This is a genomic window from Arenibacter algicola, from assembly GCF_018860365.1.
Classification (GTDB): Bacteria; Bacteroidota; Bacteroidia; order Flavobacteriales; family Flavobacteriaceae; genus Arenibacter; species Arenibacter algicola_B.
In genome coordinates, this window is record NZ_JAHKPO010000013.1 from 349,756 (window position 1) to 362,330 (window position 12,575).

Below are 12,575 nucleotides of genomic sequence, written 5' to 3' on the forward strand. Positions count from 1 at the left end.
GGAATTATTCCCAAACACACCAACTTTCGTTCACAACAATTTTACGGCCCAGATGGCGGTCTTTTTGGATTGGGAAAAATAGTTGTCGGCTTTACCGACAATTATTAAAGTAGAGTAATTATATAGGTAAAACAATGATATAGGTCATATGCCAATACCGTTGGGGATTAAGGCCTTTGGGTTCCGTAGTGGGACTGTTTGTCCGACACGCTTTAAGTTTAGGAATAAATTTGTTTATGGAAAAGATGTTATAGAATTACCATGTATTTTATTCCAAAAAGAAAAAAACCCTTAGGAATAAGGGTTTTTAATTTAAATAAGAATGCTTTTAGCTTTGCCGCACTATTAAGTTTTGGAAACCTAAGCGCTATACGTGCCGACTAAAGTCTGACCAGCTCTTCTGTGTCAATAGCTTCTTTAAGTTTGGCCTTTATATAGCTATGGCTATTAAAAAAGCGCTTTCCGTTTTGTCGCTTTAGGTGCACTACCTTACTGCCATCTGGCATCACTTTCATTTTAGAAACGATCACTTTGCTTTGGAAAAGTGTTTTGTAGTTTGGGATTCCCCCTTTCTTAATGATAAAATTCATCCTTGGCACTTCTATATGTTCATACAGATTTGCTGAAGGACTTCCAATCATTAATACCGAACCAACTTCCAAATCATCAATTTCGTTTGTTGTTGTTGATGCCTGCAGTAACGTCATACCGCAAAAAAAATAAAGTGCTGTTAATACTGTTTTCATAGTTTTACAGGTGTTTTTTAATTGTTTAATCATTTTTACCGTCTAAAAATAATAATTATGGAATATTTATTTTCTTAAGATTTTCATAAATCGGACCTTACAAATGTTTAATTATAGAGCAGGTAATTTTACAAAGGTTGTTTGGTGGAATCCACCGATATCTTTGTAATTGAAGGATGGCGAAATTGTAAATTGTTTGAATCCCATGCTAAAATGCTCTATTCCAATAGTTAGAGTTTATTGGATGATTGGGAATTGGGTAAAAAAAATCCCTATAGAAAAACGTCTTAAGGGATTTTTATTAATTAAATACTACATTAACGGAATATTGCCCTTTTAGGTCAATAGCTTCTCTATCACTTTGAGAAATAGCTACAAGTGATAGTTTAGGGTACTATCGAGATGATCAATAGGTAATTTTGTATATGGTTCCGTTTAAATCTTCACTTACATACAATTCGCCATCAGGCCCTTGTGCCAATCCACAAGGTCTGTGCTGAATTGGGCCACTGGGATTTGCGAGGTCGATGCCGGAAAAGTTATCCGCAAAAATTTCCCAATTTCCATTTGGCTTGCCATCCTTAAAAGGAACGAAGGCTACGAAATATCCTTTTTTTAGCTCCGGGGACTGTCCGTGGAAAGCAATAAAAGCACCATTCCTATATTTTTCCGGGAACATGGTTCCTGTGTAAAAAAGTAGGTCGTTGGGAGCCAAATGCGCCGGGAATGCCATTATAGGTTCTATAGCGTTTTCACTTCCTGTTTTTTCACCGTCGCCCCCATATTCCGGTGCAAGGATATTCTTCTTCTTAAACTGATCGTAATAGATATATGGCCAACCAGCATCGTCACCATCCTGAAGCTCATATAGAGTTTCTGCAGGAAGTTCCTCACTGTGCTTGGCGGTATAGTATTCAGGATAAAAATCATGGAAAGCTCCCCTGCCATGAACGACCGCGAATAAGGAGTTGGTCTTGTGATTCCAAGCGGTACCCACTGCATTTTTGACTCCGGTAGCATAGCGTTTACCATCAGCGAAGGATTGATTTAATTTATCGGCCTTAAATTGCCATATTCCCCCAGCGGAATCCAGAATAGCACAGGGCATAATACCTTTTCCGGTACCCTCTTCACGACAGGAATCGTTCCAGGAGCCTATAGTGACATAAATGTTGGCATTATCGTCCATTACAAATGATTTTGCATTGTCACGGCCCTTGTCCGCCAATCCGTCCACTATATTTTCTGGATTTTCAATATCGATAATTTCTTCCTTTTCATTTAATTTATAGCGATAGACCCCAGAATTGGAGGAGGTATATAAATAACCATTTTTAATCAAAATGCCTGTTCCAGGGAGATTGCCAAATGGTTGTTCTACATCAATTTTTCCGTCTTGATCGCTATCCTTTAATAAAACAATAGCCTTTTCGTCTTTTAGTTTGGATCTATTTGCGTAGATATCCCCATTTTTTGAGACGGTCATATGTCTTAGATTCCCCAAATCCTTGGCCACCAGTTCAATGGAAAATCCATCAGGGACCACTATATTGGTTTCATTGATGGGTTCTGCTTTTTTTTCAGATTTCTGCTTGCATTGGGTAGTAAGTGCCCCCAGCAAAACAATCATGGATAATGACTTAAATACAGGGAAGGAAACTGTGTTCTTCATGAATAAATTTTAGTTTGGTTGGATCAAGGGCTAAAGATAGTATATCAATCTTATTTTTTGGTAAAAAACCCAAATTTGGCCTTAGATATACAAGTGTATTAATTCTTTGTCCTAATGGTTTGGTGAAAATAATATGCTTATTTTGGTTGTTGGATAATTTGTTCATAGGAGCGTATAGGAAAAAGGAACCAAGCTAATGGAGTACAATAAAATTCGAATTACTGCGGATCAAGCTATCAATATTGCGATTGAAAATTTAAACATTCAAGGTACGGCCAAACCATTGCCAGGGGAAATCGATTTTAATTTTAAAATTGATGCAACCGACGGGAAAGCCTATATCCTAAAAATATCCCGTCCGGACGAGAACGCGGATTATTTGGATTTTCAGCAGAAACTGTTGCAGTATATCGCAAAAAGCGGTTCTGATTTAACTGTTCCCAGCGTAATTCCGGATAAGAATGGGAGCTTGATTTCGGAGACTAAGGACGATTCAGGTCTAATCAGGAAAGTGCGACTGTTGTCTTGGATAGCCGGTAGGGTTTGGAGTGGTGTAAACCCGCAATTGGATGATCTTCGCTACAGCTTGGGAGAGCATTGTGGAAAATTAACATATGCCTTGCAGGGTTTTGACCATCCAGAGGCCCATCGGAAATTTGTTTGGGATATAGCAGAAGGGGATTGGACCACTGAATATCTGGACCTCTTTAGTAATGGGGACAAAGAAGTCATTTCCTGTTTTCAGGACCAATTTCATCTGGCACAACCCGGTTATGACAACCTAAGGCAGGCTGTGGTTCATAACGATGCCAACGACAATAATGTAATTGTTTCCCCAGATCTAATGGCTCCCAAGGTAGTTTGTGCCATAGATTTCGGGGATTCTGTTTATACTCAAATAATCAATGATTTGGCCGTAGTCTGTGCCTACGCCATTATGCACCACAATGATCCGCTTCAGGCGGCTTTGCCTATTGTTAGGGGCTACAACAATTCCTTTCCATTGTTAGAAAGCGAACTGGAGCATTTGTATATGGCCATCGCAATGCGTTTGGTGATATCCGTGACCAAGTCGGCCATCAATAAAAAGAAGGAACCGGACAATACCTATCTTTTGATCAGTGAAAAACCGGCATGGGAGTTATTGCGAAAATGGAAGGATATAAATACCGATTTTGCACACTATAGTTTTAGGGAGGCTTGTGGATTTACTGCCCATCCCGGGGAGGAAAAATTCAAGGTTTGGTCCCAAAGGCAAACCTTTTCTTTAGAAAGGCTATTCCCCAATATAGGGTTTAATGAAGTTCATACTCTGGATTTGAGCGTTTCCAGTAATTGGTTAGGGCATGAAAAAGACTTTAATGACCTGGATTATTTTCAATATAAACTCAAAAAGTTGCAAGGGCAATATCCTTCCAAAATATTGGCTGGAGGATATCTGGAGCCGAGGCCCATTTACACTACATCCTCCTATGATAAAATAGGGAACAACGGAAGGGAGAGTAGGAGTATTCATTTGGGAGTGGATTTTTGGTTGCCGGCCAATACTGCCGTGCATGCTCTTTTTGATGGGGAAGTGGTTACTGCTGTTAATGATGAAGGGGATAAGGAATATGGTGGATTGGTCATTTTAAAACATCAAGGGGAAGGTTTTGAGTATTACACACTTTACGGACATTTGTCAGTTGCAAGTGCTACCCGGAATAAGGTTGGCACCTACTTAAAGGCAGGCGATGTCATAGGCATTTTGGGGAATTGGCCAGAGAATGGCAATTGGGCCCCACATCTGCATTTTCAGATTATGTTGTCCATGCTGCAATATAAGATTGACTTTCCGGGAGTGGCTTACTATAGCCAGATTGCCGTATGGAAAAGTCTTTGTCCAGATCCCAACCTTTTGTTTAAGACCAAGGGGCTTGTGGGGAGGAAAACTTCCTCCAATTCAGAAATCATAGACTATAGAAAACAACATTTGGGCAAAAGTTTAAGCCTGCAATACAAGGTGCCCATAAAAATGGTACGTGGGGCAGGGCAGTACCTAATGGACCAATATAGTAGAAAGTATTTAGATACCGTAAACAATGTGGCCCATGTGGGACATGAACATCCAGCGGTAGTAAAGGCAGGGCAGGAACAAATGGCCTTGATCAATACCAATAGTCGCTATCTGCATGAAAACATCAATGAGCTGGCCAAAGAGTTGTTGGAGACCTTGCCACCAAAATTAAGTGTGCTCCATTTTGTTAACTCTGGTAGTGAGGCCAATGAGTTGGCTATCAGGATGATAAAGGCCGCTACCGGTCAGCGCGACATCATTGCCTCTGAAGTAGGCTATCACGGAAATACCAATATGTGTATCGATATCAGTTCTTATAAGTTTGATGGCAAAGGAGGCAAGGGCGCTCCGGAACATACCCATATTTTTCCACTTCCCGATGCCTATAGGGGAAAGTACCAAGGGGAAAATACTGGAGAGCATTATGCAGAGGAGGTTAAGGTACAAATAGATAAGATTCATACAAAGGGCAGGGGAGTAGGGGCCTTTATCATCGAGCCCATTATTAGCTGTGGGGGACAGATAGAGTTGCCAGAGGGATTTTTGGCAAAAGCCTATCAATATGTTAGGGAAGCGGGCGGACTCTGTATTTCTGATGAGGTACAAGTGGGTTGTGGCCGTATGGGCAGTACCTTTTGGGGCTTCCAAATGCATGGGGTGGTACCCGATATTGTGACCATGGGGAAACCTTTGGGCAACGGACACCCTTTAGCTGCCGTAGCCTGCACCCGTGATGTGGCCGAAAAATTTGCCAATGGTATGGAATATTTCAACACCTTTGGGGGTAATCCCGTATCCTGTGCCATTGGTGCAGAAGTCTTGAGAGTGGTGAAACGTGAGAAGTTGCAGGCACATGCCTTGGAGGTTGGAACCTATTTAAAAAAGGAACTCATGGCTTTGGCATTAGATTTTCCAATTATTGGGGATGTAAGGGGCCAAGGTCTTTTCTTGGGGATCGAGTTGGTGAACGGTAAAAAGGAACCTTTGGCAAATAAGACCGATTATTTGGCCAACCGTATGAAAGACCATGGTATTCTTATGAGTACTGATGGTCCGGACCACAACGTTCTTAAAATTAAACCCCCAATGGTCTTTTCCCAGGAAAATGCAGAGGAACTTGTTTTTTACCTCGGAAAGATTTTGGCCGAAGATTTTATGACATTGTAAACAAATATTAGGTATTCACAGATCAATCGCTTCGTATAAGTCCCCACGCTAGCCCCGCCTAAAGTCGGGCAGGCTCTCCCCCAAGGGGAGGGAACTCTTGAGACGTTTTTATGGTAATTATATTATATAAGGAACGTCAGAATATCCTGTGTGGGTTGTCACCAAATCCTAGTCCATAATAAACTTGGCACCCAATTCAAATATGCTGGCACTTAACCCGGTAGTCCTTTCGTATTGGTTAAACCTAAAACTAATGCTCTTTAAACCAAATTTCCACACTTTGCTCTGGGTAAAAATATCCTTATAGGTAACGCCAAAACCGTATTGATTACTATCAAATTCGGACAGGTCATAATCAGAGGTATAGTATTCATAGGTGGATAATGCCGTTTCCTTGGGGTAAAAATAATCGGAGGCTGTTTGGGTATAATAGCGGTACATAGGAAATACCGTAAACTTATCGGATATCTTTATTGGGATTTCCAAACTTCCGGTGTAAGCGGTAACTCCCCAATCGTCATAATAATACCTAAAATAAGCGCGAAGGCTTATAAGTTCGTTTAAATAGTAGGAAATACGGCCTCCAATAGGTACTTTGAATCTATTGAAGGGTAACTTTTCAACATTATCCGCCAACTGAAATTCTTCAATATAGAAGTCGCCCCTGTCCTGTAAATAGACCCTTTGGTGAGGGGTGGACAATAACCCTTCCTGAAAAATCACATCCAAGGAAAGTGAAGCTTGAAAGCGCTTTGTGATGATCTGGGAAAAATTAAGTGATATAGAATAGGAATTTCGATTCAGTTGATTGAATTCGTTGAACAAAGGAGAATAGGTGCCCGTTCCGGTAATTCTATCATCGAAAAAACCTTCTCGAAGTTCAATGGGGTATTGTGGTTTGTAGGTGTCCAAATACACCTGTCCACTAATTCCCAATTCTGTATTCTTTTCGTTCATGAGATGGGTATAGCCACCTCCGAAACCAATTGAAAAATAATCGTATTCCGCAGATACGGCCACATTACCACTGAGAATAACATTGCGGTCTTTGGAACTATGGGTAAAGGTCGGGTGGAAATAAGTTAGGGCATCACTTCTGGAAGCACCTGAAGATTCAACCCAAGGACTAGCTGTTTTGTTTCCGTCAAAAGGGTTTATATTGCTCGAGGAGGCCGAGGTATAGGCAGATATTCCCGCATCTAAAGTAAGAACATTGTTCTCTCCTATTGGGATGCTAACAATAATGGTCGGGGTCATATCGGTTAGTTTTTCTGTTCCCTCCCCTCCGGTGACAGCGGCATTGTCTCCATCCTGGCTATAATAGCTATAAAGAAGCTCCACTTCGGGAGTTTCCAAGACTTTCTTAACGTATTCCTGGTTGTTCCCTTGGGAAAATCCTGCCAATGAAATCAACCCAAAAATTAATATAAATCCTATTCTCATCATTTTTATTTTAATTACATCCACATCCACCACCTGTTTTTCCCCCATTGGCCCCTGCAGCAGCTTCCCGATATACGTGAAAATTGGTTTCGAAACGCTCCAAGCTTTTGGTAGCCAAGTTCATTTCTTCATCGTTGAGGTATACCTTGTCATATTCCCTTACCGCAACGCATGAGGAAAGTGATAAAATGCCCATAATAAGTATAATTAAGTGTCGCATAATGCTATTGGGTTTTGTTGAATTCAATGTTTTCAGAAGTGTGAATCTGATTTTCATCATCTATAATAATACATTCCACTCCTTTAATTTGGTTTATCATGTTAAGACCCGTTTCCGTTCCGGTAATAAAAACAGAGGTTGCCAACGCATCACACAATTCCGCACTTGGGGCAAAAATGGTAACACTTAGGATGCCCGTGGAGGGATAACCGGTTCGCGGGTCAATAATATGGCTGTATTTTACCCCATCAAAGGTGACGTATTTTTCATAATTGCCAGATGTAGCAACTGCCGCGTTGACTACCGGGAACCAAGAGAATAGGTTGTCTTTGTTAAGGGGGTTGGTGATGCCCACCATCCAATCGGTTCCATCGGGCTGTTTTCCCCAGGTAGTTAGATCCCCTGAAGCATTTATAATTCCGGATTTTACGCCCTCCGCTTTTAACAAGCTCCTCACCTTATCTGCGGCATAGCCTTTGCCAATGGCACCGAAACCTATTTTCATACCTTCCAATTTAAGGAATACAGTTTGTGCTTTCTTATCCAGTACAATGTTTTGATAACCGATCTTGGCAACCGAATTTGTTATTGATTCCTTAGATGGCATTTCCGTCATGCTGCCATCGTATCTCCAAACCTTATCAATGGAGGCATAGGTGATATCGAAGGCACCGTCCGTAATTTTGGAGACGGTGATGCATCGCCCAATAAGGTCTATTAATTCAAGATCAACCTTTACAGGTTTAATCCCGGCATTCAGATTGATATCTGAGGTTTGTGAGCTAGGAATCCATGAGGAAATCAACTTTTCAATTCTTGTGATTTCTTCTATGGCCATATCTATATAGTGGTCAGCAGTAACTTCATCCTTTGCAACTATAGTAATATCGAACCGGCTCCCCATTAATTTTGTGGTTCGTCTATGTGCTATTTCCTGCGCAAAAACGAAACATGGGATTAAAAATGCAATTGCGATTAAAGTTGGGTTTTTCAACCTTCGAACGAATTTAAAAGTTCAATATATTCTTTGACTGAAATATTTTTGAATCCAGTTTGCCCCAAGATATTTCCATTGGGGTCCAAAACTAGGACCAAGGGGAAGTATCCTTTTTTATTATACTTTTCTGCGAGTTGGGCGTTTTTATTCTTTTGGTCATCCGGGAGTTGATTTGCTTTCTTTCTAGGAAAATCTGCTCTAAGCATGATCCAATGGTCTTTGGCGTAATTCTGAAATTCAGGGGATTGCCAAATGCTCTTATCCAGTTTAATACATGGAGCGCACCAATCCGAACCAGAAAAGACCAATACTACATTTTGATGATTTTGTTTGGCAAGGGCAGCTGCGGTAGACCAATCGTTTTCCCACTTTTGGGCACTTAAAAGACTTGATACAAAAAGAGAAATAATTAAAATCGACTTTTGCATTGGGCGGGGTTTTGAGAACATAAAGGTATCTATTTTTAGGCGGAAACTGTCAAAATACTTCCACTTATACTAGTCGTATAAATCTTTAATCCCTTACTACCTTTGGAATTTAATCCTTTTCCATTTTGGTCGAAACGGGCATCATGTTCCCCACAATAGAATTCGTTGTTTTTAAAGACCACTTTCTTTTTAAATTCATGACTGCATATAACAGTGGCGGCAACGTACTTGCCTTCCAGATTTTTGGCTATTACTACATTATTTTTAATGATGTAACCCCCATTATTTTGAAGTTTCCCCGCTTCCGAAGCAGATAGGTCAACAGTAAAGGGTACACTACTAGAGGAAGGGCTGTTTGCACCGGAAGATGAGTCTTCGGCCGTAGTAGGGTCCAACTCTTCTCTTAAACAACTTCCGAGGCAACTAAAGGTAACTGCCATAGCAGCTCCGGCGCCAATAGATTTGAGAAATTCTTTGCGTTCCATAAGTTTAGGGGTATATGTTTTATAGATAACAACTGAAACCTATAAGACCCCACCTAAACAACACGGTATTTTTATTTATTAAGATTCTTTATTACGAGTATTTAGGCATACTCGTAGTTTGTGGACAACGGTGATATATTAATAACTACAAATTTTTTAACCATCCGATCCATTGATCGGTCCAGGTAGCTAAATGTGATTCTTGCAGTCCCAGGGCAAAACCATGACCCCCAGTTGGATAGATATGCATCTCAGCGGGAACTTGGTTCTTAATCAAGGCAGTATAGAATAAAAGACTGTTTTCTACGGGTACTCCTTTATCATCTGAGGCGTGCAGCAAAAAAGTGGGAGGGGTGTCGGAAGTAACCTGTAATTCGTTAGAGAAATGATCCAACATTTTTTGGGAAGGATTTTCCCCTAGCAAGTTTTTTCTGGATCCACCATGGGTGTTGGGTTCCCCCATCGTAATTACGGGATAGGCCAAGGTCATAAAATCTGGGCGGGCACTAAGTTGGTCAATAGCATCTTGTTTGGTATACACTTCTTCATTATAGTGGGTGCCCAAAGTAGAAGCTAAATGACCTCCGGCTGAAAAGCCCAAAATGCCAATTTTATCTGGATCAATATTCCATTCTTCAGCGTTAGAACGAACCGTCCTCAAAGCGCGTTGTGCGTCCTGTAACGGAACTTTGTGTTTTTCTGTGACCGACTTGGAATTGGGCAGTCTGTATTTAACTACGATTCCGGCAATGCCCTTTCCGTTAAGGAATTTTGCAAAATCGGTTCCCTCCCAATCATAGGCTAGAATATGGTAACCACCTCCTGGAAAAATTAATACTGCTTGTCCGGTTGCTATTTTTTTAGCCGGAAGATATACTTCTATTTGTGGTATCTGAACTTTGGCGATTCTCACAATATCTGTACTAACAGCTTGTTCCTTTTCGTCGGTTTTTATCGAGTTGGGAATATCGTTGGGCCAGATTGGGAGTACGGTATTTTGGGCGAAAGTGGTCATGGTAAATAAACAGCTAAAAAGGAAAAAAAATAGTTTCATCTTAATTTTTGAATGGTTTGATTCGGCTAAAGATAGAAAATATCGTTGAACAAGAAGGGTTAAAGATTTTCAAGAGCATCCCAGCCCATAAAAAGGGTTTTTAAAAGCGACTTTTGTCGCTATAAGGCCTAAATTTTTGATGCCCTGTAGTTATTACAAGTAACATATTGATAATTATTAGATATTATATATTTTGTAAAATACTGATTAAGAATTATTTATATATTTGTTAGGCTGCTTAATTTTCTTTTGGAAACATGCTTACAGCATAATGCTCCTTCCCTTGGTTAAGGGAAGGTGGATCCTGCGTCCAAGCGCAGGAGAAGGAAGGGATTGAAAGTCCAAGACAAGTGAAAAAAGCTTATAGCCTATACAATTCCTTAAGCAAAACCACCGAGTGTTGTATTATACATTAAGTTCCAGCCAAGTCTGTGCGACTTCTCGTTGTCCCGAAAAGGGACTTTGTCGAAGTGACTTCCTCAGTCATTTCGTACGACTTGCAGACCAAGGAGCAATTGCGAATATGTATAATACACTTATTTAATATTTCCATTCCAATAGGTTGCAATCCTTCCGTCTTTTCAGCCGATTGCTGAAGATCCACCTTCCCCTCCCGCGGAAAACGCGGGACAGGCTTACCCAAGGGAAGGAGTATTTTCTTAGGTCATTTGTCAAGAATTAAATGGGAGATCCTAGGGAGTATTTCCAATCCCTTTGACCATTTTGAAAGGAATCTTATATCCCACATCAATGGCCATATCATCTGTGTCAACCAATCGCCGATCGTAAACCAGGGCGATGCTATTTTTCATGGTGCACAGGATTAAACCTTCAAGTCCTTGTCTGAATCCAGAACTGTAGGTTTCTCCCTCCATTCCTTAAAGGAGGATAAAAATAATTATATAACTAGGGCGGGGTTAATGTTTGTCTATACTAGTCAAAACTAGGGATATTCATAGATTCACCTCCCTGTAGTGCGGATTTATGCGCAACAATTCCTGGTGCAGTATAGGCTAAGGCTTCATAAATATTGATTTCTGGGTCACGGTTATGGACAATTGCGTCAATAAATTCATGGGTTATAAACGAATGGGAACCATCATGTCCACTCCCATGTCTAAGTGCTGCAGGTAACATATCCGTCTCCCACCATAGGGGCTGATCATATTTTTCTACCCTATTTTTTTTGTTTTTAAAACCGGCATCATCTTTTCCAATTTCGTTGGATGCCCTTACTATTGTGGAATCCCCTCCTCCATGCTCGGACATATAAAAACTCATTTTATCGCCCCGCCATTCTCCCCTTTCAACTTCACGTAGAGCTCCTTTCCAGTTCACTTCTACACGAAAAGGTGTTCCTTTGTTGGTCTTGAAAAAGGCTGTTTCGTTCCAAAAAGGGTTGTTGTACGGATTGTTTTGCAATAATGGACTGTCATCCCCCCAACCCATAGCGGTAACTTGGGTTAGCCGTTCCCCTGTTACGGAAATTAAGAAAGAAGTACAATGTGTAGGATATAACATAGGTGGCACCCCATGTCTCCAAGTGGCCTTGCCATCCTCAAAATATAGTTCCTCCAGTCCTGGATGATTATATTCGGCTGCGGCACTGAACACCTTCCCGAAAGCTCCTTCCTTATAAAACTTTTTAACCGATATGGTAGCCTGTCTATAAACGCTGGTTTCGGCCATCATATAAGTAAGTCCAGTGCGGTTCACCGCCTCTCTTAATTCATAACATTCCTCCAAGGTCCAGGCTGCCGGTACAGCACACAAAACATGCTTTCCTGCGTTTAGGCTTGCCAAAACATGGGCAGCATGGTCTGGAGCTGGAGTGGCAATAAAAACGGCTTCGACTTTGGGATCCTTCAGCAATTTATCCAAGGATTCATAACTTTTTTTACAGGCATATACCTCCATAAGACGGTCACGCCGATCGGCACGTAAATCGCTTACTGCTTCTACAATGCAATTGGGGTGTTCATGAAAATAAAAGCTGGCACCAAATCTTCCTCCAACAATACCTATTCTAACCTTTTTATCTACGACCTGTATATTTGCGAAAGCAAAATGAGGGGCTAAGGCCAGGGCGCTGCTTCCCAGTAATGCCGTGCCTAAAAACTTTCTTCTATCGGGATTGGCAGCGATGCCATTTTTTATAGCTTTCATATCTTTTATTATTTCTATTTCGTGTGTAAATCCAAATACCAAGAAATGAATTTGTTTAGGATTTTTCCCTTTTCCAGCCCTTAATTCATCTATTTTGATACCGGATTATAGGGGTTTTCAGATTGTTGGGCGAGGGAGCTA

The 12,575-nt window shown here is 40.9% G+C and carries 10 protein-coding genes; 1 reads left to right on the forward strand and 9 read right to left on the reverse strand.

The features are described 5' to 3' along the window. Positions 1-380 precede the first annotated feature (380 nt). A complete protein-coding gene (locus tag KO529_RS10175) occupies positions 381-746 on the reverse strand; it encodes a hypothetical protein (protein ID WP_215947785.1) in 366 nt (121 codons plus the stop codon). A 406-nt stretch (positions 747-1,152) separates the two neighbouring features. Then, positions 1,153-2,418, reverse strand: a complete 1,266-nt coding sequence (locus KO529_RS10180; RefSeq protein WP_215947786.1) for a PQQ-dependent sugar dehydrogenase — start codon at positions 2,416-2,418, stop codon at positions 1,153-1,155. A gap of 196 nt (positions 2,419-2,614) precedes the next feature. Here KO529_RS10180 and KO529_RS10185 point away from each other — a divergent pair, with 196 nt between their 5' ends. Further along, the gene (locus KO529_RS10185; RefSeq protein ID WP_215947787.1) at positions 2,615-5,641 is read left to right on the forward strand and encodes an aminotransferase class III-fold pyridoxal phosphate-dependent enzyme; all 3,027 of its coding nucleotides are present in this window, start codon (positions 2,615-2,617) and stop codon (positions 5,639-5,641) included. Positions 5,642-5,809: 168 nt separating this feature from the next. Here the strand turns inward: KO529_RS10185 and KO529_RS10190 are convergent, their stop codons facing one another. From KO529_RS10190 to KO529_RS10220, 7 genes are all read right to left on the reverse strand, one after another. Continuing rightward, complete coding sequence (locus KO529_RS10190) at positions 5,810-7,087, reverse strand: DUF3570 domain-containing protein (RefSeq protein WP_215947788.1); 1,278 nt, start codon at positions 7,085-7,087, stop codon at positions 5,810-5,812. Positions 7,088-7,094: 7 nt separating this feature from the next. After that, positions 7,095-7,304: a DUF4266 domain-containing protein gene (locus tag KO529_RS10195; RefSeq protein ID WP_215947789.1), complete on the reverse strand. Its 210-nt coding sequence runs from the start codon at positions 7,302-7,304 to the stop codon at positions 7,095-7,097. 4 nt (positions 7,305-7,308) lie between these two features. Next, positions 7,309-8,298 carry an FAD:protein FMN transferase gene (locus tag KO529_RS10200; protein WP_436835197.1) on the reverse strand — a complete coding sequence of 330 codons (990 nt, stop codon included), beginning with the start codon at positions 8,296-8,298 and terminating at the stop codon, positions 7,309-7,311. Next, the gene (locus tag KO529_RS10205) at positions 8,295-8,729 is read right to left on the reverse strand and encodes a thioredoxin family protein (protein ID WP_215947790.1); all 435 of its coding nucleotides are present in this window, start codon (positions 8,727-8,729) and stop codon (positions 8,295-8,297) included. The genes KO529_RS10200 and KO529_RS10205 overlap by 4 nt, the downstream gene beginning before the upstream one ends. A 35-nt stretch (positions 8,730-8,764) precedes the next feature. Further along, a complete protein-coding gene (locus KO529_RS10210; RefSeq protein WP_215947791.1) occupies positions 8,765-9,214 on the reverse strand; it encodes a Rieske 2Fe-2S domain-containing protein in 450 nt (149 codons plus the stop codon). A gap of 145 nt (positions 9,215-9,359) precedes the next feature. Next, entirely contained in the window at positions 9,360-10,268 is a 909-nt protein-coding gene (locus KO529_RS10215; protein WP_215947792.1) for an alpha/beta hydrolase, read from the reverse strand. A gap of 933 nt (positions 10,269-11,201) precedes the next feature. Beyond that, positions 11,202-12,434, reverse strand: coding sequence for a Gfo/Idh/MocA family protein (locus tag KO529_RS10220; protein ID WP_215947793.1), 1,233 nt, complete (start codon positions 12,432-12,434; stop codon positions 11,202-11,204). Positions 12,435-12,575 lie beyond the last annotated feature (141 nt).

Coding starts and splice junctions, on each gene's coding strand:
- KO529_RS10175 (WP_215947785.1), bottom strand. CDS start 746: ATGAAAACAGTATTAACAGCACTTTATTTTTTTTGCGGTATGACGTTA.
- KO529_RS10180 (WP_215947786.1), bottom strand. CDS start 2,418: ATGAAGAACACAGTTTCCTTCCCTGTATTTAAGTCATTATCCATGATT.
- KO529_RS10185 (WP_215947787.1), top strand. CDS start 2,615: ATGGAGTACAATAAAATTCGAATTACTGCGGATCAAGCTATCAATATT.
- KO529_RS10190 (WP_215947788.1), bottom strand. CDS start 7,087: ATGATGAGAATAGGATTTATATTAATTTTTGGGTTGATTTCATTGGCA.
- KO529_RS10195 (WP_215947789.1), bottom strand. CDS start 7,304: ATGCGACACTTAATTATACTTATTATGGGCATTTTATCACTTTCCTCA.
- KO529_RS10205 (WP_215947790.1), bottom strand. CDS start 8,729: ATGCAAAAGTCGATTTTAATTATTTCTCTTTTTGTATCAAGTCTTTTA.
- KO529_RS10210 (WP_215947791.1), bottom strand. CDS start 9,214: ATGGAACGCAAAGAATTTCTCAAATCTATTGGCGCCGGAGCTGCTATG.
- KO529_RS10215 (WP_215947792.1), bottom strand. CDS start 10,268: ATGAAACTATTTTTTTTCCTTTTTAGCTGTTTATTTACCATGACCACT.
- KO529_RS10220 (WP_215947793.1), bottom strand. CDS start 12,434: ATGAAAGCTATAAAAAATGGCATCGCTGCCAATCCCGATAGAAGAAAG.